We start from the raw sequence: 20368 nt of genomic DNA, 5'->3' as shown, positions 1-20368 counted from the left end.
GGCAAGCTCACATTCCCTGCATATTGTAGGATTCGCCCGGAATGCGGACCGTCAGGCTGTCGAGCTTTTCGTCCAGTACGATCTGGCAGGACAGCCGGCTGGTGCGGGTAGCGGCGGCGGCAAGGTCCAGCATGTCTTCCTCATCCTCGCTCGCCCGCTTGAGCTTCGGAAAATCTGCGGCGTCGACGATGACATGGCATGTCGAGCAGGCCATCTGCCCCTCGCAAGTGCCTTCGAGCGGCTGGCCTGCGGCCTGCGCGACCTCCAGCAGCACGGCGCCCGTCGGCGCTTCGACCTCCTGCTTATGCTCTCCATCGGCGCTGACGAAGACGACCCTGGTCATGATATGCGTTCCCCGCTTTATGGTGTCACATGGGGCGCAAACGGTTTTCCGCTTTTCCGCACCATGCCTCAAGGCGCCCATATTTGGGCTGCCCTGTTCATTGTTTCCGCAGCATCCTCCAATTCGGTCAGCGTCGTGTACCGGCCAAAGCCGATCCGCACCGATCCGCGCGCCTCCGCATCTGAAAGGCCGAGTGCGCGCAGAACATGGCTAGGCCGCCCGGACCCACTTGCGCAAGCGCTGCCGAGCGAAAAAGCGACATCACGGCATTCCGACAACAGCCGCGCACCGTCGACTCCTGAACGACGGAGGTTCAGATTGCCATGATAGCGCAAATTTTCGCTGCCGTTGAGCGTCCATTGGGAGAAGAGATCGCGAGCAGCGGTCCAGAGCGATTCCACATGAAGGCGGTCGCTTTCCGCCCGTTCACGCATCAGCCGCGCAGCGACGCCGAAGCCGGCGCACAGGGCCGGCGAAAGGGTACCCGAACGCAGGCCACCCTCCTGCCCGCCGCCGTGGATGATGGGCGCCAGGGCCACGTCGTCGCGCAGCCAGAGCGCACCGACGCCCTTGGGCCCATGGATCTTGTGGGCGCTGATCGCGATCATGTCGCATCGGGATGGGACAGGCACCCGGCCATAGCCCTGAACGGCGTCGCAGAGAAACAGCGCGCCAGCCGTGCGCGCAAGGTCCGCGAGTTCGGCGACAGGCTGGATAACGCCGATCTCGTTGTTGACCAGCATGGCCGCGACGAGCGCCGTGCCGGGCCGGATCGCCCTGGCTGCCTCTTCAAGGTCGACGATGCCGTCATGGCGAACCGGCAGGATCGTGACGTCCCGCCCGGTCCTGCGCAGCGCGTCGACCGTGTCGAGGACAGCGGCATGTTCGGTCGCGATGGTGACGATGCCGCCCGCCGGTGCGCCCTGAATGCCCAGGTTTAGCGCTTCCGTCGCGCCGGAGGTGAAGATCAGGCGCCCGCCCTCCGGCAGCAGCCTCAGGATTTCCGCGCGGGCCAGCTCCACCTGCGCGGTGGCCGCCCGGCCCAGCCGGTGGGGGCTGTGCGGATTGGCGAACTGGCCGCGGAGCAGCGGAACCATCGCGTCGAAAGCTTCGGGCGCGAGAGGCGTCGTCGCCTGATAATCGAGATAGATCGTCATCGCGCCCGCGCCGCCATCGATGTCCAGGCCGCGGCGAAGCGATCCACCTCCGCCTCGCCGGTATCCGGGCCGAAGCTGACGCGGACGACTTCGCCCGCCTGCGCATCGTCCCATCCCATGGCGTGGAGGACATGGCTGGTCTTGAGCGAGCCCGAAGAACAGGCGCTGCCCGCCGAAACGGAAATGCCCGCAAGGTCGAACTGGATGAGTTGGGCGCGAGCGGACAGGCCGGGCATGCGGTAGCTGGCGATGGCAGGGATGCGCGGGGCGTCGCGAGCGACGATCTCGCCGCCGGATGCCTCGATGGCGGCGTCCAGCCTGGCGCGAAGGGTCGCCGCTTTGGGCAGCCAGTCCTCGCGCGCCTCCAGCGCCGCCGCCATGGCGAGGATGGCGGGCAGGTTTTCGGTGCCGGGGCGATAGCCCTGTTCCTGGCCGCCGCTGGGATGGATCAGGGCAAGATCCTTGATCAGCAGCGCGCCTATGCCCGGAGGGCCGCCGAATTTATGCGCGCTGATCGCGATCATGTCGGCATCGGGGAGGGGAAGCTTGCCCGCGCTCTGGGCGCAGTCCGCGAAGAGGAGCGCGCCTTCACGGTCGAGCGCGTCGAGAGGCTGGATGACGCCGGTCTCATTGTTGACGTGCTGGATGGCGAGGATGATCTTGCGCCCTTCATCCCCGTGCCGGCGGGAAAGACGAAGAAGCCCATTCGCGTCCACCTGCAACCGTTCGGCATGCGGGGTGACGCGCAGGACCGAATCATGCTCCACCGGCGAGTTCAGGACTCGGTCCGCCTTGACGCGGCCGAGCGCGATGGCGATCGCTTCGCTCGCGCCGGAGGTGAAGATGATGTGCCCGCCCCATCCCAGCGCGGCTCCGATGCGCCGCCGCGCATCCTCCAGCGCGGCACGGGCGGCGCGGCCATCGCCATGCGGGCTGGATGGATTGGACCAGTTCGCCAGCGCCTCGACCATCACTGCCCTCGCCTGGGGCAGGATCGGCGTGGTGGCGGCATGATCCAGATAGAGACGGTTGGAAGCCACGGATCTGGGAAGACTCATTGATTGCGGAAATGGTGGCGACTTCTATATAGGCGGTCTGTCGCGCAGCGCCAGCGCTGGCTGCTGCGCCCCCTCCATTCGCGGCCCGCCCTGTTTTGGGTCGGGCTGCCCAGAACCATAACAGGTGCCATGCCCGACGTTATTTTCCCCGGACCCGAAGGCCGTCTCGAAGGCCGCTTCAGCCCCCCGCCCCGCCCCCGCGCGCCGGTCGCGATGATCCTTCATCCGCATCCCCAGGGCGGCGGCACGATGAACGACCGCATCACCCAGGCGCTCTACAAGACCTTTGTGCGGCGCGGCTTCGCGACGTTGCGCTTCAACTTCCGGGGCGTGGGACGCAGCCAGGGCACGTTCGACAACGGCATTGGCGAATTGTCGGATGCCGCCGCCGCGCTCGACTGGGTGCAGAGCTTCCATCCGGAGGCCCAGACCACCTGGATCGCCGGATTTTCCTTCGGCGCGTGGATCGGCATGCAACTGTTGATGCGCCGTCCGGAAATTCGGGGCTTCATCTCGGTCGCGCCGCCGGCCAACATGTATGACTTCTCCTTCCTGGCGCCCTGCCCCTCCTCCGGCATCATCGTGCAGGGGACGGCGGACGAGGTCGTGACGGCAAGCGCGGTGCAGAAGCTGGTCGACAAGCTGCGCACGCAGAAGGGCATCACCATCCATCATGACGAAATCCGTGGCGCAAACCACTTTTTCGAGCATGAGCTGGAGCAGCTCATGAAGTCGGTCGACAACTATCTCGACATGCGCCTGTCGCCCGATTCGCCCATTCGGTGAGCCCGGCCCGATGCTGAAGTTTCAGGGGCTGCTCCGGCGGCCCCTTTTCTTTTCGCGCCTTGGGTCAGGCCCTGCAACGGTCCCGCACGCGAGAGGGAAGCTGGCGCTGAGAAGTTGGGGTTGAGGTGGCAGAGGAATTTTGCGCTTGGCCTGATGGTCTGTGCGATCTAGCCGCCAAGCGCGATGAGTGAGCAGAAGAATGAATCCCGGCTGATCTGGAGCCGTTATTACAGCGCCTTCGTTCCCGCTCCGGCGGGGCCGGGTTTTCTGGATCGGTTGAAGGCGGCGAGCGGCGCCATTGGCGGCATCGCCATTACCGGCCTGCTGTGCGGGCTGATGCTGGGTAACGGGATCGCCCACCCGCTGCTGGTTGCGCCCATGGGCGCCTCGGCCGTGCTGCTCTTTGCCGTGCCGGCCAGTCCGCTGGCCCAGCCATGGTCGGTCTTTGGCGGCAATGTGGTGTCGGCCCTGGCCGGGATCACCGTGGCGAAACTAATACCCGATCCCACCATCGCCGCCGCATTGGCCGTGGGTTGCGCAATTGGTGCGATGTCGCTCTTCCGGTGCCTTCATCCTCCGGGTGGAGCGGTAGCACTGTCGACGGTGCTGGGCGCCACCCACGGGGCGCCCGGCTATATGTTCGCTTTTGTGCCAGTAGCGGTGAACACCGCGTTGCTGGTGACGGTGGCGATCATCTTCCATCGGATAGCCGGACATAATTATCCGCATATCGTGCCGAAGGCGTCCAGCGCCCATGGCACCAGCGATCCTGTGCCGGTCCTGCGCACGCCGTCGGAACAGGACGTCGAGGAGGCGTTGCACGCCTATGGCGAGACATTGGACGTGGATGCGGCCGATTTGCAGATGGTTCTGCATGACGCGGAAATGCGCGCCGCCGAACGGGCGCATGGCCGGCTGACATGCGGAGAGATCATGTCGCGGGACGTCATCTCCGTCCAAGAAGACCGGCCGGTGGCCGAGGCGCGGGAACTGCTCCACCTGAGGCAGCTATTGTCCTTGCCGGTGCTGGACAGATCCGGGCGCGTGCAGGGCGTGGTCGGACCCCTGGACCTGGCGCGCCAGGGGGAGCGGGTGCGCGACATCGCCTCTGCGCCCTACGTGGTGCATGCCGATACGCCGGTGGCGGCGCTGCTGCGGCCCCTGACCGGCGGAGCGCGGCGCGAGGCGATTGTGGTGGACGACGACCGGATGCTGTGCGGCCTGATTACCCAGACTGATTTGCTGACCGCGGTGGCACTTCGCGCCTAGCGACCATGTCCCGGCAGCGACAGGTCCGGCCCCGGAATGGCGGAAATGGCGACATTGGCGAACATCACCAGCCCGGCCAGGATCATCAGCGTGCCACGCTTGCGGTCGCCCCGCTTCGCGATGGCGTATATGCCGCCGCCGGTCAGCGCCATGCCCGCGAGCATCAATATCGATAAAATCGTGCCAGCCATGAAGCAGGCCATAGGTGGGCGGGTGGACTGTGGCAATATCGCGGATCAGCCCCTATGAGGCGCGGGAACGAATCACCTTTTGCGTGACAGGACGAATTTGCCGTGAAAATCGCTATCGCCTCCGACCATGCCGCCGTCGATCTGAAGGCGGAACTTGCCGATTGGCTGCGCGCTGAAGGGCATGAGGTCGACGATCTGGGTCCGGCGACTGCGGACCGGGTGGATTATCCCGACTTTGGTTACAAGCTCGCGACGGCGGTGGCTTCGGGTGCTGCCGAACGCGGCATCGCGCTGTGCGGATCGGGCATCGGCATTTCCATTGCCGTGAATCGCAACCCCGCCTGTCGCTGCGCGCTGGTGTCGGAGCCGCTGTCGGCCGCGCTCAGCCGCGAGCATAATGACGCCAACGTCCTGGCCATGGGCGCGCGCCTGACCGGCGTGGACATGGCCAAGGCCTGCGTCTCCGCCTTTCTTTCCACCGATTTCGGCGGTGGCCGCCATGCCGGCCGTGTCGAGAAACTCTCCCAGCCCGCGCTTTAAGGAGCCTGCCCTATGAGCACCGCCGCCCTCACCCAGCCCGCCCTGTCGGACATTCGTTCCGAAGGCTATTTCACGCGCAACCTTGCCGAAGCCGATCCGGCGGTCTTCGCGGGCGTCACCAGGGAACTGAAGCGCGAGCAGAACCAGATCGAGCTGATCGCTTCGGAAAATATCGTGTCCAGGGCGGTGCTGGAGGCGCAGGGCAGCGTCTTCACCAACAAATATGCCGAAGGCTATCCGGGCAAGCGCTATTATCAGGGCTGCGCGCCTTCCGATGAAGTCGAGCAGCTGGCCATCGACCGGGCGAAGGAAATCTTCAATTGCGGCTTCGTCAATGTGCAGCCCCATTCGGGCGCTCAGGCGAACGGCGCGGTGATGCTGGCGCTGACGAAGCCGGGCGACACCATCATGGGCCTGTCGCTGGATGCCGGCGGGCACCTGACCCATGGCGCCAAGCCCGCGCTGTCGGGCAAATGGTACAATGCCGTGCAATATGGCGTGCGCGAGGATACTCACCTCATCGACTATGACGCGCTGGAGGCGCAGGCGATCGAGGCCAAGCCGACGCTGATCATCGCGGGCGGTTCGGCCTATCCCCGCCACCTCGACTTCGCCCGCTTCCGCGCGATCGCGGACAAGGTCGGCGCACTGCTGATGGTGGATATGGCCCATTTTGCAGGCTTGGTGGCCGGCGGTGCGCATCCGACGCCCTTCGGCCACGCCCATGTCGTGACCACCACCACGCACAAGACGCTGCGTGGCCCGCGTGGCGGCATGATCCTGACCGATGACGAGGCCATTGCGAAGAAGATCAATTCGGCGGTGTTCCCCGGCCTTCAGGGCGGGCCGCTGATGCATGTGATCGCGGCGAAGGCGGTCGCCTTCGGCGAAGCGCTGCGGCCTGAATTCAGGACCTACGCCCAGGCGATCGTCACCAATGCGAAGGCGCTGGCCTCAAAGCTGGAGCAGCGCGGCCTGGCGGTCGTTTCCGGCGGCACCGACACGCACCTCGCCCTGATCGACCTGCGCCCCTATGGCATTTCGGGCAAGGATGCGGACGAGGCGCTGGAGCGCAGCTTCATCACCTGCAACAAGAATGGTGTGCCGGGCGACCCGCTGCCGCCGACCAAGACCAGCGGTATACGGGTCGGTTCCCCTGCGGGAACGACGCGCGGGTTCGGCGTTGCGGAGTTCGAGGCGATTGGCGACATGATCGCGGATGTTCTGGAAGGGCTGCGCGATCATGGCGAGCATGGCGATGCCGCCGTGGAAGCCATTGTCCGCGAGCGCGTTTCCGCCCTCTGCGCCCGCTTCCCGATCTACGAAGGGTAAGCGCCCTTGCGTTGCCCCTTCTGCGCCCATGACGACAGCCAGGTGAAGGACAGCCGCCCGACGGAGGATGGCGCCGCCATCCGCCGCCGGCGTCAGTGCGAGGCCTGCGGTGCGCGCTTCACCACCTTCGAGCGGATTCAGCTTCGCGATATCTGGGTGGTGAAGAGCGAGGGGCGCAAGGAAGCCTTCGACCGCGACAAGCTGGCGCGCTCCATCGGCATCGCCTCCCGAAAACGGCCGATCGATCCAAGCCGGCTGGAGAAGCTGATTTCCGGCATCCAGCGGCAACTGGAGACTTCGGGCGACGGCGAGGTTCCTGCACGCGCCATCGGGGAGATGGTGATGGAAGGGCTGAAACGCCTCGACAGCGTCGCCTATATCCGCTTCGCCAGCGTGTACAAGGACTTCACCGATGCGCGGGATTTCGAGGATTTCGCCTCCACGGTGAAGGAGGTGGGGAGTGATTGAGGCTCTGGCCGACTCTCCCCCTCCCCCTGTCATCGTGCTCGTTCGCCCGCAGCTTGGCGAGAATATCGGCAAGGCGGCGCGGGCCATGCTGAATTTCGGGCTGACCGAAATGCGGCTGGTGTCGCCTCGCGACGGTTGGCCCAATCCCGATGCCGGGCCGTCTGCGGCAGGCGCCGATGCGGTGTTGGACCAGGCGGAGGTGTTCGAGACGCTGGCCGACGCCGTGGCCGATTGCGCGCATGTCTATGCGACGACCGTGCGCAAGCGGGGCGTGACCAAGCCTGTTGTGACGCCCGAAGAGGCGGCACGGGAAATCCACGGCGCCGCGGGACGATCCGCTTTCGTCTTTGGGCCTGAGCGATCGGGGCTGGAGACCGAGGATGTGGCGCTGGCGCGGAAGATATTGACGGTGCCGATCAATCCGGAATTCGGATCGCTCAACCTGGCGCAGGCGGTGATCCTGTGCGCCTATGAGTGGTCGAAACAGGCTTTGCTGGAGCAGCCGACCGTGGTCGATCTGGGCGAGCCGGCGCCGCAGGCGGAGCTGGAGGGGATGATCGCGCAGTTCGAGACGCTGCTGGAAGGGGCCGGCTATTTCTTCCCGCCGGACCGGGCGCCTGCGACCAAGCGAACCCTGCGGAACCTGCTGACCAAGCCCGGCTGGAACCATCTTGAGGTTCGGACCTTGCGCGGCGTCCTGTCCGCACTGGGCCATCCCCGCGCGCGCTGAACTACGTTGCGATTCTAGCTCCTGAGCCGATCGAACTCGTTCATTTCATAAGCGATCGACGCTTCGACCAACGTTTCCCACAGCGCCCCGACCACATCGGCGGGGATGCCGAGACGCTCTGCTTCGGCCTGTGCATTGGCTATGACCTCCGCCTTGCGCGCTTCGTCACGGACGGCGCCGCGATCCGGCTTGATGCGGGCAGCGGCGCGCATATGAGCGAAACGGCGGGCAAGCAGGGCGACAAGCTGGCGGTCGAGTTCATCCACGCCCGCGCGGACTTCGGCCATGGTCGTGTAGCTTTCGGGGTTCATGGCCCGCTCACCTAAGGCCGGAACGCCAGGCTGTCGAGGGTTGACATGCCCCGCGCCCTTCGCCATAGGCGCCGCTTCGCGATTGGCTCCGCATCCCGGTGAAGCGGTGGCCCTGCCCCTGAAATACGGATCGCAGGCGATACCGGGAACAACGTTGAAGCAATTGTCTAGGACCATATCATGTCGAAGCGTTCAAGCGCAAAGTACAAACTCGACCGCCGCATGGGCGAGAACATCTGGGGCCGCCCGAAGAGCCCGGTCAACAAGCGTGAATATGGCCCCGGCCAGCACGGCCAGCGCCGCAAGGGCAAGATGTCCGACTATGGCATTCAGCTGCGCGCCAAGCAGAAGCTGAAGGGCTATTATGGCGACATCACCGAAAAGCAGTTCAAGAAGAACTACACCGAAGCCGCGCGCATGAAGGGCGACACCGGCCAGAACCTGATCGGCCTGCTGGAGCGCCGTCTGGACGCCGTCGTCTATCGCGCCAAGTTCGCCCCGACCATCTGGTCGTCGCGCCAGCTGGTTTCGCATGGCCACGTCTATGTGAACGGCGTGAAGTGCAACATCGCGTCGCGCCTGGTGAAGCCGGGCGATGAGATCACCCTGGGCAAGAAGGCGCAGGAAATGGCGCTGGTCCTGGAAGCCCAGAGCCTGCCCGAGCGTGACATCCCCGACTATGTCGTCGCGGATGGCGCTGCCAAGGTCACCTATGTCCGCGTGCCGACGCTGGACGAAGTGCCCTATCCGGTGAAGATGGAACCCAATCTGGTCGTCGAATTCTATTCGCGCTGATCCGGTTTCGCTTCCGGCGAGACATTCAGGAAGGCGGTCCTTCGGGGCCGCCTTTTTTATTTGCCCGCCCGGCTTGTTGGAGCGCTCCGTTTGTTTGCCCATCCAGCTTGTTTGCCCTCCCCGCTTGTTTGATGGCCGGCCAACTGGCATCAACGGCGCATTCGCAGTCTTTTCAAAGGCCTTGCCATGCGCGCGCTTTTCCTCACCTCTCTCATCGCCCTTGCCAGTGGGGGCGCGGCGATGGCGGCCTCCTCCGTCGGCGGTCCTTCGATCGAGACGATGAAGGAAGTGGTCAAGGAGATATCCTCCGACGCCTATGAAGGCCGCGCGCCGGGAACGGTGGGGGAGGAGAAGACCCTCGCCTATCTGGTGCAGCGTTTCGAGGCCCTGGGGCTGAAGCCCGGCAACAAGGGAAGCTGGTTCCAGGACGTGCCCCTGGTCGAGATCGACGCGAAGAATGTGTCGCCGCTGCGCTTCACCGGCGGAAAGACGGCAGTTTCGGCCAGTTACGGGCCTGAAATGGTGATCGCCACCTACCGCACCGGCCAGCCGCACATCGATGTGAAGGACAGCCCGGTCGTCTTCGTCGGCTATGGCATCAATGCGCCGGAAAAGAAGTGGAACGATTATGCCGGCATCAATGTGAAGGGCAAGACGGTCGTCATCCTGGTGAACGATCCCGATTACCAGACCCCGACGCTGCGCGGCCCGTTCAACGGGCGGGCGATGACCTATTATGGCCGCTGGACCTACAAGTTCGAGGAGGCCGCCCGGCAGGGCGCGGCGGCGGCGATCATCGTGCATGATACCGTGCCCGCCGCCTATGGCTGGAATGTCGTACAGTCGAGCTGGACCGGCGCCCAGCATGTCGCCGACAGCGCCAATGGCAATGCCAACCAGTCGGCCGCCATAGGATGGATCCAGAAGGACAAGGCCGCGGCGCTGATGGCAAGTGCGGGCCTGAACCTCGACACGCTGATGGCGGCGGCGAGGAAGCGTGGCTTCAGGGCGGTTCCGCTCAGGAATGTGAAGGCCAGCGTCTCGTTCGACAATGCCATCCGCAAACATAGCTCGAAAAATGTCGTGGCGCTGCTCCCCGGCAAGGCCCGACCTGACGAATATGTCCTCTATGCGGCGCATTGGGATCATCTGGGCCATTGCGAGGCAGCGCCCGACGGCGACGACATCTGCAACGGGGCCATCGACAATGCGACCGGGACGGCGGCGCTGGTGGCTCTGGCAGAAGCCAATGTGAAGGCCGGACCGACCGACCGCAGCCAGGTTTTCCTGGCCGTGACGGCCGAGGAATCGGGCCTGCTGGGGTCAGCCTATTATGGCGATCATCCCGTGTTTCCGCTCAGCCGGACGGTCGGCGGGGTCAATATGGACGCGCTCAGCATGGCGGGCCTTGCGAAGAATGTCGTGGTGATCGGCAAGGGCAAGTCACAGCTCGATGCCTATCTCGACCGCGCGCTGGCGGCGCAAAAACGGGTGGCCAGCCTGGAGCCGACGCCGGAAAAGGGCTTTTACTATCGCTCCGACCATTTCAGCTTCGCCAAGCATGGCGTGCCGATGCTCTATTTCGAAGGCGGCCAGGATCTGGTGAAGGGCGGCCCCGCGGCGGGCGCCAGGGCCGCGAAGGATTATGAGGAGCATCATTATCACGGCCCCAAGGATGAATATGATCCCAAATGGGATTGGAGCGGGGTGAAGGCGGACCTGAAGCTCTATTATGATGTGGGGCGTGCGCTGGCGAATACGACCGATTGGCCCAATTGGATGCCGGGCGACGAGTTCCGGGCAATCCGCGACAGGAGCCGAGCGGGGAAATAACGGTTTTCCTCCATTTTTTACAAAATGTCGCGCCGAAGTTCACACCATATGCGCGCGCGTGCCTGCGCGCGCGTATGCGTGACGAAACAATCTGTCGGACGTTTCAAAGAGCGATGCCGCGATAGTCTGGCCGACACCGAGTAGGACAGGTCGGATTACGTTCCGTTGAAGAAATAGGATGTTTTTTGAACCCATTGTTGCCGATTGGGCACGCATCATGAGCGGGATGTCATGGTTGATCTTCCCGCGGCTGTCGACCAGTTGCGGACCTATTTCCGTTCAGGCACAACGCCCCAATGAAGACGTTAGTGATTGGAATAATGTTGTTAGCCGGTGCGTTTGACACGCCGCCGGTCTTGGTAAAGCCGGAAGTCGCTGCGGCAAAGGTCGCAGAATGCGGCTTCAGAAAGGTCCATTCGAAATTCGACGACACACTTCAAGAAGAAGTGGTCGAAGTTCTGGACGAAGCCCCAATCTCAGATAACCAGCTACAATGTGCGGCCCGCGCCTCACTTGCTACAAGCTATTACGTCACGTTTGTTCCGCCTGTAGAGCAGGCGTATCAGTCAATATACTGGGACTTATCGCGCAAACAGGCAAAGATTGATGCGCGGGCATGGCTGGATAAGAGAGGGTTGCTTTCAGGCCTGCCAACATATGACGCCAATAGCACTGACGAAGTAGCGTTCGCTCACTCTCTTGAGCAACTTTGCGGGCCAAAGGCTGCGGGAGTTCTTCAGCCGTTAAATGGTATGGCGACATTCAAAGCCAGCATACTGGCTTCTGGCGCGCTGGATGAAGAAACACTCTGGTGCCTTACCAACGCCGCTGAGGTTTCTGGTTATCCGTTGGGCTTCATAGGCAACGAAACAAATCGTCAAGACCGTTAAAAATCGGAGATTTGCGTATTTGGTAGGCGTCAGCTTATGCGGGCTGGTGATCCGAAAGCCGACATTCCGCCATCCACCCATTTCCGCAAACGCTGTCGTGTTCCTTCAACGGGTCCCCTTCCCACCCAAATAGGCCGTTCTTCATAATGCCTCTGGAATGCGTAACGCGATCCTGTAGAGGGCGCGGAGGACAGCTTGCAATCAGGAGCCAGGCCGATGACTTTCCGTATGCCCGCCGAATGGGCGCCGCACGAGTGGAGCTGGATCGGCTTTCCCACCTCTGCCGAGGAATGGCCCGGCGCGTTCGAGGGTGCGCGGCGGCAGATCGCTGATTTTGCCAGCGCGCTGCATGCCGGCGGCAAGGGCGAGGAGGTGCGGTTGGTCTGCGCCAATGAGGGCGATGCGGAGGCCGCTCGCACCCTGGTGGCGCCTGGGGTTGCCGTTGTCGTGCACAGACTGGGCGATGTGTGGCTTCGCGATACGGCACCCATCGCGGTGATGCGGGGCCGGGAAAGGGCGCTGGTGGACTTCGGCTTCAACGGCTGGGGCGGCAAATATCGGATGCCGGGCGACGAGGATATAGGCGCGCGGCTGGCGGCGACGACGGGATTGCCCACATCGACCCAGAATTGGGTGTTCGAAGGAGGCGCGGTCGACACCGATGGCACGGGCCTGTTCGTGACGACCGAGCAATGCCTGCTCAACCCCAATCGCAACCCCGAACTGGACCGGGGAAAGATCGAAACCCTGCTGGCGGGATCGCTGGGGCTGTCCGACATGCTGTGGCTGGGCGACGGCCTGCTCAACGACCATACCGACGGGCATGTCGACAATCTGGCCCGCTTCGTGGCGCCAGGGGTGCTCGCCCTGCCCGAAGCGAGCACGGAGGATGATCCCAATGCGGCCGTCTATGCCGATGCGTGGGCGCGGGCCAGGGCGTTCGGGGTCGACATCGCCTCCATCCCCTCCCCCGGCCGGGTGATCGTGGATGGGGAGGCCATTCCGGCGAGCTACATGAATTTCTTTGTCGGCAATGCCGCCGTCATCGTGCCCATTTATGGCCAGCCCAATGACCAGGCGGCTCTCGATGCCCTCAAACCCTTCTTCCCTGATCGGGAGATTGTCGGGTTGCCCAGCGATGCGATCCTGTCGGGCGGCGGCAGCTTCCATTGTTGCAGCCAGCAGATGCCGTCGGCCTGAATGAGCGCGATGCTGGCGCTGCGGGCGCTCCTTTCCGGGATCATCATCGCCATCGTGTCGGTGGTGTCGCGGCGGTATCCGGGGCTGGGCGCGCTGATCGCGTCGTTGCCGCTGATTTCGGTGCTGGGGATGATATGGCTGTGGAACGACAGGCCGGACGTGGAGAATATGGCCCGCCATGCGGAGGCCACATTCTATTTCGTCATCCCTTCCCTGCCCATGTTCCTGCTGATCCCCATGCTGCTGCGCCGCGGCGTTTCCTTCGCGCCCGCGCTGATCGCGGGTTGCGCGGTCACGATCCTGCTCTATCTCCTGACCGTCGCCATTGCGGCCCGCATGGGCATTCGTCTTTAGGGTATAACCGATGACCAAGATTACCGTTGCCGCGCTCCAGCTCGCCTTTTCCGACGATCGGGCGGACAATATCGAAATGGTCGCGGGCCATGTGGTCAAGGCAGCGGCGCGCGGCGCGAAGATCGTCCTGCCGCCCGAACTGTTCGAAGGCCACTATTTCTGCAAGGTCGAGGAGGAGGAGCTCTTCGCCAGGGCCCTGCCCCTGGACGAGCATCCCGCCGTGCAGGAAATGCGCAAGGTGGCGAAGGCGGAGGGCGTCTATATCCCCGCCAGCTTCTTCGAGCGCGACGGCCATCATCATTACAATTCGCTCGCCATGATCGACGATGAGGGCGAGATCATGGGCGTTTATCGCAAGAGCCACATTCCCGACGGGCCGGGTTATGAGGAGAAATATTATTTCCGCCCCGGCAATAGCGGGTTCAAGGTGTGGAACACGAAATATGGCGTCGTCGGCGTCGGCATCTGCTGGGACCAATGGTATCCGGAAACAGCGCGGGTGATGGCGTTGATGGGGGCGGAGATGCTCTTCTATCCGACGGCCATCGGGTCCGAACCTTATGACGCCGATCTCGACACCAGCCGCATGTGGCGTCGGGCGATGATCGGCCATGCGGTGAGCAACTGCATGCCCGTGATCGCCGCCAATCGCATCGGCGAGGAGGATGGCCAGAAATTCTACGGCCACAGCTTCATCACCGACGAGTGGGGCGATTTTGCCGCGGAAGCCGACGGCAAGGACAATGGCGCGCTGGTGGCGACGCTGGACCTGGCGCAGGCACGCCAGCATCGTGCCGGCATGGGCTTCTTCCGCGACCGGCGGCCGGAGCTTTATGCGCGGATCGCGCAGGACATATAGGCTGCGGCGGCTGGGGCGATTTCCTGACCGGCGATCGGTTTCGGCCGAATGGAAGTCGGGCTAGCCCGCCGCCAGTTCCACCGCCCTTTCGAACACCGCCTCCAACATGTCGGCGGTCAGGCGGCCGGTGTTCTGATTATATCGCGAACAGTGGTAGCTATCGATGACGATCCTGCCGCTGGGCATGCGATGCTCCGCCAGATGAGCGAAGCGCGCCTTGGGGAGCTTGCCACCCAGCGCCTTCACCACGGACTGGTGCGCGATCTGGCCCAGGGCAACGAAGACGTGCGCATGGGGCAAGGCCGCGACGGCGGGCTTCAGGAAGGCCCGGCAGTTGCGGATTTCATCCGGCAGCGGCTTGTTCTGCGGCGGCAGGCATTTGACGGCATTGAGAATGATGACGTTGCGCAGCGTCAGGCCGTCATCGGGCCGCGCATCATAAACACCCTCGGCAAGCCCGAATTTGCCCAGCGTGGCGAACAGCAGGTCGCCGGCATCATCCCCGGTAAAAGGGCGCCCCGTCCGGTTGGCGCCCATCTTGCCGGGCGCAAGTCCGACGACCGCGATCCGGCCGAGCGGATCGCCGAAGAGCGGGACCGGCGCATTCCACCAGCCTGGATGATCGACGCGATTCTGCTGCCGGAGAGCGGCCAGTCGCGGACAAAGCGGGCAATCATGCGGCGCTTCACTTTGCGGGATAGGACTTTTCAGCGTCATGGCGACGGGATAGGCGCTGCTCCATGGCCAAGACAAGCGCTCGTCATCTTTACGCCCTCGCTTTGGGATCGAACCGGGCTCTTTCGGCGCGGATGACTCCCGCGCGCCTGCTGGACGAGGCGGTTCGCCGGATCGCGGCGTTGGGCCAGGTTCTCGACGTCGCACCCGTCATGCGGACCCCGCCGATCGGTCCGTCGCGGCGGATCTTCGCCAATGGCGCGCTGCTGGTGGAGAGCCGCCTGCCGCCCGACGAGATGCTGTCGCAATTGCAGGCGATAGAATGCATGCTTGGCCGGCGGCGGTTCAGACGCTGGGGGCCAAGGCGCCTGGACATCGACATCATTCTCTGGTCCGGCGGTCGCTGGAACAGCCGGTCGCTGCACATACCGCATCCAGACTTTCGCAGCCGCGATTTCGTGCTGGAACCGCTGCACGCCATCGTGCCTGGATGGCGCGACCCTGTATCGCGGCTTTCGATCCGCCATTTGCGCTTCCGCTTGCGAAAAGCGATTTCTGGAGGTTGACCAGCCGCACCGCCGCCTCTAGTGCGTGCGGACCTCAGGACATGAGGGCCCTTAGCTCAGTCGGTAGAGCAACTGACTTTTAATCAGTAGGTCGCTGGTTCGAATCCAGCAGGGCTCACCATCCCGCTGATCTTCGATGTCTCGTCAATCGACGGCGTGGATCAGCAGTGCGGCGAAGCACCAGATCTCGATTGAAACCAGCAGGCCGAACAATATGCCGAACATGGCATGCGGCTTTAGCGCATCGTCCATCTGCCTTCTCCCTTTCTTTCTGCAAGATGAACGACTTAACCACCGATCTGGTTCCAGTAACGGATCAGCGCGGCATTGTCTGGTTCCAGCGCGTAATCGATTTCGGCTTTTGCAGCCTCATGCGCTTTGCGTCGGCAGGCTGTTCGGGCCGCTGGGCTGTCCAGCCAGGATGGGCAGTACGGTTCGCGCAGGAACGTGCACGGTGCCGAAGTCGTGGGGCACATCATCGCCATTGATGAAGACGCTGAAGCCCGAACTGCGGAACCGCATCGCCAGACAGCGGCGGTCAGGCTGCTCCCATTGCGAGACGGTCATCGGCTGGCCCTGCTCGTCCAGCCATTCCACGTCGGCTTCGGACAGCCAGTCGGTACGATGCAAATCCGGCGTCGCTGCGCGCAGGGCGGCAAGGGCGAAGGCATGTGCCTCGATCTCCCGGTCCCGTCCCTGCCAGTCGATCCAGCCGATCGCATTATCCTGCGCATAGGCATTGTTGTTGCCATGCTGCGTCCGTCCGAACTCGTCGCCGGCGGTCAGCATGATCGCACCGCGCGAGCAGAACAGCGTGCCGAGCAGCGCCATGATATCGCGTCGCCGCGCGGCCCGGACGTCCGGATCGGCGCTCTCACCCTCGGTCCCGTTGTTCCAGCTGAAATTCTCGCCATGGCCGTCGCGGTTCTGTTCGCCATTGGCTTCATTGCGGCGATGTTCATAGGCGGTCACATCCGCCAGCGTGAAGCCGTCATGAGCAGCCAGGAAATTGACGGTGCGCGTTGCCGGAGCGGCGTGGAATATGTCGGACGATCCCGCAAGTCGCGTCGCCAGTGCGCCGATCATGCCGTCATCCCCGCGCCAGAAGCGGCGCAGATCGTCCCGATAGCGATCATTCCATTCCAGCCAGTTCTCCCCGAACCGCCCGAGTTGATAACCGCCTGGACCGATGTCCCACGGTTCCGCGACAAGGATGCGATCGGAGAGGAGCGGATCGCCGCGCATCGCCGCCAGCAAGGGCGCGTCGCTGTCGAAACCCGCAGGCAGCCGCCCGAGAGCGGGAGCAAGGTCGAAACGAAAGCCATCGACGCCCGCCACGGTGACGAAATGACGCAGCGAATCCAGGATCAGCCGCTGCGCGACGGGATGGTTGCAGTCGATGCTGTTCCCCGTGCCCGTATCGTTGATCAGGCGGCCGTCCGGTTCGTGCCGGAAATAGCTGCGCGCATCCAGGCCCCTGAGCGACAGGGTAGGCCCCAGACGGTCGCTTTCCCCGTCATGATTATAGACCATGTCCAGGATAACGCCGATCCCCGCGGCATGCAGCGCAGCCACCACGCCGCGCAATTCCGCCATGCCGCCGGGTGCCAGCCGGGGATCGAGCGCGAAATAGCTGACCGGATTATAGCCCCAGGCGTTGTGCAGCCCCAGCGGCCCCAGATGCCGCTCATCGATCCAGGCATTGATCGGCATCAGTTCGATGGCGGAAACGTGCAGGCGGCGCAGATGCTCGACCACTGCGGGGTGGCCAAGGGCGGCTATGGTGCCGCGCTGCGCCTCCGGAACGTCGGGATGCAGCATGGTGAAGCCGCGGACCTGCACTTCATAGATCAGCCCGCCGGGCCGGAAGATCGGCGGTTCTGGAGCGACCCCGGGCAAGGGCGCGGTCACCACCCCCCTGGGCATCAGGACCGCTGTGTCCCGGCCCTCGTGGCGCGGCGCTGCCAGCATCGGGTCATAGGTGAACGGCCGGTCGATGGCGATGGCATAGGGATCGAGCAACAGCTTGGCCGGATCGAACCACAGACCAGTATCGGGATCATAGGGACCATCGGCACGCAGCCCATAGCGCGCGCCGTCCCCCACGCCGGGCGCATCGATGAACCAGCCCCCCGCATCGTCCCTTGCCATGGGCAGGCGTTGCTCGCGATCTCCGGCGTCGAACAGGCACAGCCAGAGCTGGTGCGCATCGGGCGCATGGACGCGGAAACGGGTTCCATGCCCGTGCAGGTCCGGACCCAGCGCCTCAGCGCTCATGCCCTGGTCTGGATCAGTGCGTGGAACAGCGCCGCGTAGCGCGCCGCGCTGCGGGTCCAGGAAAAGTCGGCGTGCATGCCGGCACGCTGCATCGCCTGCCATGTCGGCCGCTGCGCATGGAGCCGGATGGCGCGAGCTATGGCTCCGTGCAGGGCGAGCGGGTCGGACGGGGGGAAGACGATGCCGGTGGCCACTCCCGCGCCGACGGCAGCTTCATTGGCATCGATCACCGTGTCGGCCAGGCCGCCGACCCGAGCCACCACCGGCACGCAGCCATAGCGAAGGCCGTAAAGCTGGGTCAGGCCACAGGGTTCGAAGCGGGATGGGATCAATATGGCGTCGCCCCCCGCCTGCATCAGGTGCGACATCGGCTCGTCATAGCCGATCCGCGCGCCCACCCGCCCGCGATGCCGATCCGCCGCCGCCAGGAACGCGCCCTCCAGCACATGATCGCCCGATCCCAGAAGCGCAAGCTTGCCACCCAGCCCCACCAGATGGTCGATGGCATCCATGACCATGTCCATCCCCTTTTGCCAGGTAAGGCGGCTGACGATGATGAAGATCGGCGCGTCGTCGCGGTCTAGGCCGAACTGCGCTTCCAGGGCCCGTCGGCTGGCGCTGCGCCCGCCCAGGGCCCGCGCGCTGAACGGCCTGGCGATCAGGGGATCGGCGGCGGGATCCCATATGGCGGCATCCACGCCGTTCAATATGCCGTGCAGCCTGTCGGAGCGCCCGTTGATCAGGCCATCCAGTCCCATGCCATGCACCGGGGAGCGGATTTCGTCGGCATAGGTGGGGCTGACGGTGGTGATCGCGTCGGCCGAGACAAGCCCGGCCTTCAGATAGCCGGTGCCGCCATAATATTCGACGCCGTCGACGCCCCAGGCTTCGGGCGGCAGGCCGAGCTGCGGAAAGACGTCCGCGCCGAAGCGCCCCTGGAAGGCCAGATTGTGGATTGTCACCACGCTGGGCACCGCATGGGCCGGCCCGAAGCGCATATAGGCTGCGGTCATCGCCCCCTGCCAGTCATGCGCATGGACGAGGTCGGGTCGCCAGCCCTTCACCCCCTCGGCCGCTATGTCCGCCCCTGCGCGGGACAGGGCGGCGAAGCGTTTCCAATTGTCTGGCCATTCGCCCCCGGCCGAATCGCCATAGGGGCCGCCCTCCCGCGCGAAAAAGTCGGGGGCGTCCAGCACCAACAGGTCCAGTTCGCCCAGCTTCGCCGCCAGTACCGCCGCCGATGCGCCGAACAGCGCGTCATAGCGGCGCAGCGGCTTTGCCTTGCCGAGGCGCGACAGAACAGCCGGATAGCCGGGCACCAACGTCCTGACCTCCACGCCCTGCGCCGCCAGCGCGCCGGGCAATGCGCCGGCCACATCGGCCAATCCGCCGGTCTTCACCAGCGGATAGACTTCGGACGCCACCGAAAGCACCCGCATGGCCCCTGCCCTGCTTTCCCCTGCCTTGCCCAAGATCAGTCCACCAGCCGTTCGATCATATATTGGGTGATCAGCGTCACGCCGCTGTCCGTTCGTCGGAAACGTTGCGCGTCATGTTCGGGATGCTCTCCGACGATCAGGCCCGGCGGGATGATGACGCCCGAATCCAGCACGCATTTGTGCAGCCGCGCACCCCGGCCGATCACGCAATTGGGCATGACGACGCTTTCCGTCACGGACGAGAAACTGTGCGTCCGCACGCCCGTGAAGAGCAGGCTGTGATGCAGCGAGGATCCCGATACGATGCATCCCCCCGCGATCAGGGACGATGTGGCGGAACCGCGCCGCCCCTCTTCATTATGGACGAATTTCGCCGGCGGCGTGACTTCGGAATAGGTCCAGAGCGGCCAGCTATGGTCATAGAGGTCGAGCGAGGGCACCACATCGGTGAGGTCGATATTCGCCTGCCAATAGGCGTCGATCGTTCCGACGTCGCGCCAATAGGGCACGGGTTCGCTTTCCGCGCGGACGCAACTGTTGGAGAAACGATGCGCCACGGCTTTCCCGTGGCGGACGATATGCGGGATGATGTCACCCCCGAAATCGCGCTTGCTGTCCGGATCGTCCGCGTCGCGTCGCAGTTCCTCGATCAGCAGGGCGGTACGGAAGACATAGATGCCCATGGACGCCAGCGCCATGCCGGGACTGCCGGGAATATGCGGCGGGTTCTTCGGCTTTTCCACAAAGGCGGTGATCACGTCCTGCTCGTCCACATGCATGACGCCGAAGCCGCTGGCTTCCTTCACCGGCACCTCCATGCAACCGACAGTGACGTCCGCGCCGCTGTCGACATGCTGCTGGAGCATCAGTTCATAATCCATCTTGTACACATGGTCGCCCGCCAGGATGACCATATATTCCGGCGCATAGCTTTCGATGATGTCGATATTCTGGAAGACCGCGTCGGCCGTGCCTTCATACCATTGGCTTTCCGACACGCGCTGGCTGGCGGGCAGGATGTCGAAGCTTTCATTGCGTTCCGTGCGAAAGAAGTTCCAGCCGCGCTGGAGATGCCGGATCAGCGAATGCGCCTTGTACTGCGTCGCGACGCCGATGCGCCTGATGCCGCTGTTGAGCGCATTGGACAGGGCGAAATCGATGATCCTGGCCTTGCCGCCGAAATGCACTGCGGGCTTTGCGCGCCGGTCGGTCAGTTCGGCAAGGCGACTGCCCCTGCCCCCGGCCAGTACATATGCCATGGCGTCACGGGCGATCGGCTGGTTCCTTGGTTGCAT

General features: G+C 64.2%; 21 protein-coding genes, 1 tRNA gene and 1 pseudogene. 14 read left to right on the top strand and 9 right to left on the bottom strand.

Features of this window, described 5'->3' with window-relative positions; translation table 11 throughout:
- Positions 1 to 7: 7 nt before the first annotated feature.
- The 3 genes from ACN9MX_RS03825 to ACN9MX_RS03815 all read right to left on the bottom strand — a co-directional run bounded on the left by ACN9MX_RS03825 (position 8) and on the right by ACN9MX_RS03815 (position 2540).
- Positions 8 to 343, bottom strand: coding sequence for a 2Fe-2S iron-sulfur cluster-binding protein (locus ACN9MX_RS03825; protein ID WP_133654664.1), 336 nt, complete (start codon positions 341 to 343; stop codon positions 8 to 10).
- 68 nt (positions 344 to 411) lie between these two features.
- Positions 412 to 1500, bottom strand: coding sequence for a cysteine desulfurase family protein (locus ACN9MX_RS03820; protein ID WP_363825606.1), 1089 nt, complete (start codon positions 1498 to 1500; stop codon positions 412 to 414).
- Positions 1497 to 2540: a cysteine desulfurase family protein gene (locus ACN9MX_RS03815; RefSeq protein WP_363825603.1), complete on the bottom strand. Its 1044-nt coding sequence runs from the start codon at positions 2538 to 2540 to the stop codon at positions 1497 to 1499. Before ACN9MX_RS03815 ends, ACN9MX_RS03820 begins: the two co-directional genes overlap by 4 nt.
- A gap of 147 nt (positions 2541 to 2687) precedes the next feature.
- Between ACN9MX_RS03815 and ACN9MX_RS03810 the strand changes: the two genes are divergently transcribed.
- Both ACN9MX_RS03810 and ACN9MX_RS03805 read left to right on the top strand, forming a co-directional pair.
- On the top strand, positions 2688 to 3344 hold the full coding sequence (locus ACN9MX_RS03810) for an alpha/beta hydrolase (protein ID WP_133654661.1): 657 nt from the start codon (positions 2688 to 2690) through the stop codon (positions 3342 to 3344).
- A gap of 183 nt (positions 3345 to 3527) precedes the next feature.
- The gene (locus ACN9MX_RS03805) at positions 3528 to 4613 is read left to right on the top strand and encodes an HPP family protein (RefSeq protein WP_363734955.1); all 1086 of its coding nucleotides are present in this window, start codon (positions 3528 to 3530) and stop codon (positions 4611 to 4613) included.
- Here ACN9MX_RS03805 and ACN9MX_RS03800 read toward each other — a convergent pair.
- Positions 4610 to 4804, bottom strand: coding sequence for a hypothetical protein (locus ACN9MX_RS03800; protein ID WP_363754156.1), 195 nt, complete (start codon positions 4802 to 4804; stop codon positions 4610 to 4612). The genes ACN9MX_RS03805 and ACN9MX_RS03800 overlap by 4 nt on opposite strands.
- Before the next feature lie 102 nt (positions 4805 to 4906).
- Here ACN9MX_RS03800 and rpiB point away from each other — a divergent pair, with 102 nt between their 5' ends.
- The 4 genes and pseudogenes from rpiB to ACN9MX_RS03780 form a co-directional block, all read left to right on the top strand.
- Positions 4907 to 5344, top strand: a complete 438-nt coding sequence (rpiB, locus tag ACN9MX_RS03795) for a ribose 5-phosphate isomerase B (protein ID WP_363734958.1) — start codon at positions 4907 to 4909, stop codon at positions 5342 to 5344.
- Between the two features lie 12 nt (positions 5345 to 5356).
- On the top strand, positions 5357 to 6676 hold the full coding sequence (gene glyA, locus ACN9MX_RS03790; RefSeq protein ID WP_363825601.1) for a serine hydroxymethyltransferase: 1320 nt from the start codon (positions 5357 to 5359) through the stop codon (positions 6674 to 6676).
- Positions 6677 to 6682: 6 nt separating this feature from the next.
- On the top strand, positions 6683 to 7144 hold the full coding sequence (nrdR, locus tag ACN9MX_RS03785; protein ID WP_133654656.1) for a transcriptional regulator NrdR: 462 nt from the start codon (positions 6683 to 6685) through the stop codon (positions 7142 to 7144).
- A 16-nt stretch (positions 7145 to 7160) separates the two neighbouring features.
- Positions 7161 to 7874, top strand: a pseudogene (locus tag ACN9MX_RS03780) (RNA methyltransferase); the annotation flags it as partial.
- A 14-nt stretch (positions 7875 to 7888) separates the two neighbouring features.
- On the opposite strand, the gene ACN9MX_RS03775 reads toward ACN9MX_RS03780, so the two are convergent.
- The gene (locus tag ACN9MX_RS03775) at positions 7889 to 8185 is read right to left on the bottom strand and encodes a chorismate mutase (RefSeq protein ID WP_363825598.1); all 297 of its coding nucleotides are present in this window, start codon (positions 8183 to 8185) and stop codon (positions 7889 to 7891) included.
- A 180-nt stretch (positions 8186 to 8365) separates the two neighbouring features.
- Here ACN9MX_RS03775 and rpsD point away from each other — a divergent pair, with 180 nt between their 5' ends.
- The 6 genes from rpsD to aguB all read left to right on the top strand — a co-directional run bounded on the left by rpsD (position 8366) and on the right by aguB (position 14116).
- Positions 8366 to 8980 (top strand): 30S ribosomal protein S4, encoded by a 615-nt coding sequence (gene rpsD / locus ACN9MX_RS03770; RefSeq protein WP_363734962.1) that lies wholly within the window; start codon positions 8366 to 8368, stop codon positions 8978 to 8980.
- 186 nt (positions 8981 to 9166) lie between these two features.
- Positions 9167 to 10813 carry a M28 family peptidase gene (locus ACN9MX_RS03765; protein WP_363825595.1) on the top strand — a complete coding sequence of 549 codons (1647 nt, stop codon included), beginning with the start codon at positions 9167 to 9169 and terminating at the stop codon, positions 10811 to 10813.
- A gap of 296 nt (positions 10814 to 11109) precedes the next feature.
- A complete protein-coding gene (locus tag ACN9MX_RS03760; protein ID WP_363735620.1) occupies positions 11110 to 11703 on the top strand; it encodes a hypothetical protein in 594 nt (197 codons plus the stop codon).
- A gap of 216 nt (positions 11704 to 11919) precedes the next feature.
- The gene (locus ACN9MX_RS03755; protein ID WP_363754148.1) at positions 11920 to 12903 is read left to right on the top strand and encodes an agmatine deiminase family protein; all 984 of its coding nucleotides are present in this window, start codon (positions 11920 to 11922) and stop codon (positions 12901 to 12903) included.
- A complete protein-coding gene (locus ACN9MX_RS03750; protein WP_363825592.1) occupies positions 12904 to 13257 on the top strand; it encodes a DUF3147 family protein in 354 nt (117 codons plus the stop codon).
- A gap of 10 nt (positions 13258 to 13267) precedes the next feature.
- Positions 13268 to 14116: an N-carbamoylputrescine amidase gene (gene aguB / locus ACN9MX_RS03745; protein WP_363734967.1), complete on the top strand. Its 849-nt coding sequence runs from the start codon at positions 13268 to 13270 to the stop codon at positions 14114 to 14116.
- Positions 14117 to 14176: 60 nt separating this feature from the next.
- Here aguB and ACN9MX_RS03740 read toward each other — a convergent pair whose 3' ends face one another.
- Positions 14177 to 14833, bottom strand: a complete 657-nt coding sequence (locus ACN9MX_RS03740; RefSeq protein WP_363826614.1) for a uracil-DNA glycosylase — start codon at positions 14831 to 14833, stop codon at positions 14177 to 14179.
- 23 nt (positions 14834 to 14856) lie between these two features.
- Between ACN9MX_RS03740 and folK the strand changes: the two genes are divergently transcribed.
- Positions 14857 to 15357 (top strand): 2-amino-4-hydroxy-6-hydroxymethyldihydropteridine diphosphokinase, encoded by a 501-nt coding sequence (gene folK / locus ACN9MX_RS03735; protein ID WP_363825589.1) that lies wholly within the window; start codon positions 14857 to 14859, stop codon positions 15355 to 15357.
- A 45-nt stretch (positions 15358 to 15402) separates the two neighbouring features.
- Positions 15403 to 15478: transfer RNA gene (locus tag ACN9MX_RS03730), tRNA-Lys, on the top strand.
- 248 nt (positions 15479 to 15726) lie between these two features.
- Here ACN9MX_RS03730 and glgX read toward each other — a convergent pair.
- The 3 genes from glgX to glgC are packed head-to-tail and all read right to left on the bottom strand — an operon-like array spanning position 15727 to position 20368.
- The gene (glgX, locus tag ACN9MX_RS03725; protein ID WP_363825586.1) at positions 15727 to 17634 is read right to left on the bottom strand and encodes a glycogen debranching protein GlgX; all 1908 of its coding nucleotides are present in this window, start codon (positions 17632 to 17634) and stop codon (positions 15727 to 15729) included.
- A complete protein-coding gene (gene glgA, locus ACN9MX_RS03720; protein WP_363825584.1) occupies positions 17631 to 19073 on the bottom strand; it encodes a glycogen synthase GlgA in 1443 nt (480 codons plus the stop codon). The genes glgX and glgA overlap by 4 nt, the downstream gene beginning before the upstream one ends.
- Before the next feature lie 35 nt (positions 19074 to 19108).
- On the bottom strand, positions 19109 to 20368 hold the full coding sequence (gene glgC / locus ACN9MX_RS03715) for a glucose-1-phosphate adenylyltransferase (protein WP_363734971.1): 1260 nt from the start codon (positions 20366 to 20368) through the stop codon (positions 19109 to 19111).

Origin of the sequence: Sphingobium sp. R-21, assembly GCF_049913335.1 — a bacterium.
Classification (GTDB): domain Bacteria; phylum Pseudomonadota; class Alphaproteobacteria; order Sphingomonadales; family Sphingomonadaceae; genus Sphingobium.
The sequence above is the reverse complement of the archived record's forward strand: the minus strand, read 5'-3'. Positions and strand labels throughout refer to the sequence as shown.

Coding starts and splice junctions, on each gene's coding strand:
- ACN9MX_RS03820 (WP_363825606.1), bottom strand. CDS start 1,500: ATGACGATCTATCTCGATTATCAGGCGACGACGCCTCTCGCGCCCGAA.
- ACN9MX_RS03740 (WP_363826614.1), bottom strand. CDS start 14,833: ATGACGCTGAAAAGTCCTATCCCGCAAAGTGAAGCGCCGCATGATTGC.
- ACN9MX_RS03825 (WP_133654664.1), bottom strand. CDS start 343: ATGACCAGGGTCGTCTTCGTCAGCGCCGATGGAGAGCATAAGCAGGAG.
- ACN9MX_RS03810 (WP_133654661.1), top strand. CDS start 2,688: ATGCCCGACGTTATTTTCCCCGGACCCGAAGGCCGTCTCGAAGGCCGC.
- ACN9MX_RS03760 (WP_363735620.1), top strand. CDS start 11,110: ATGAAGACGTTAGTGATTGGAATAATGTTGTTAGCCGGTGCGTTTGAC.
- glgX (WP_363825586.1), bottom strand. CDS start 17,634: ATGAGCGCTGAGGCGCTGGGTCCGGACCTGCACGGGCATGGAACCCGT.
- aguB (WP_363734967.1), top strand. CDS start 13,268: ATGACCAAGATTACCGTTGCCGCGCTCCAGCTCGCCTTTTCCGACGAT.
- ACN9MX_RS03750 (WP_363825592.1), top strand. CDS start 12,904: ATGAGCGCGATGCTGGCGCTGCGGGCGCTCCTTTCCGGGATCATCATC.
- ACN9MX_RS03800 (WP_363754156.1), bottom strand. CDS start 4,804: ATGGCTGGCACGATTTTATCGATATTGATGCTCGCGGGCATGGCGCTG.
- ACN9MX_RS03805 (WP_363734955.1), top strand. CDS start 3,528: ATGAGTGAGCAGAAGAATGAATCCCGGCTGATCTGGAGCCGTTATTAC.
- rpsD (WP_363734962.1), top strand. CDS start 8,366: ATGTCGAAGCGTTCAAGCGCAAAGTACAAACTCGACCGCCGCATGGGC.
- glyA (WP_363825601.1), top strand. CDS start 5,357: ATGAGCACCGCCGCCCTCACCCAGCCCGCCCTGTCGGACATTCGTTCC.
- folK (WP_363825589.1), top strand. CDS start 14,857: ATGGCCAAGACAAGCGCTCGTCATCTTTACGCCCTCGCTTTGGGATCG.
- ACN9MX_RS03775 (WP_363825598.1), bottom strand. CDS start 8,185: ATGAACCCCGAAAGCTACACGACCATGGCCGAAGTCCGCGCGGGCGTG.
- glgC (WP_363734971.1), bottom strand. CDS start 20,368: ATGCAACCAAGGAACCAGCCGATCGCCCGTGACGCCATGGCATATGTA.
- glgA (WP_363825584.1), bottom strand. CDS start 19,073: ATGCGGGTGCTTTCGGTGGCGTCCGAAGTCTATCCGCTGGTGAAGACC.
- ACN9MX_RS03765 (WP_363825595.1), top strand. CDS start 9,167: ATGCGCGCGCTTTTCCTCACCTCTCTCATCGCCCTTGCCAGTGGGGGC.
- ACN9MX_RS03755 (WP_363754148.1), top strand. CDS start 11,920: ATGACTTTCCGTATGCCCGCCGAATGGGCGCCGCACGAGTGGAGCTGG.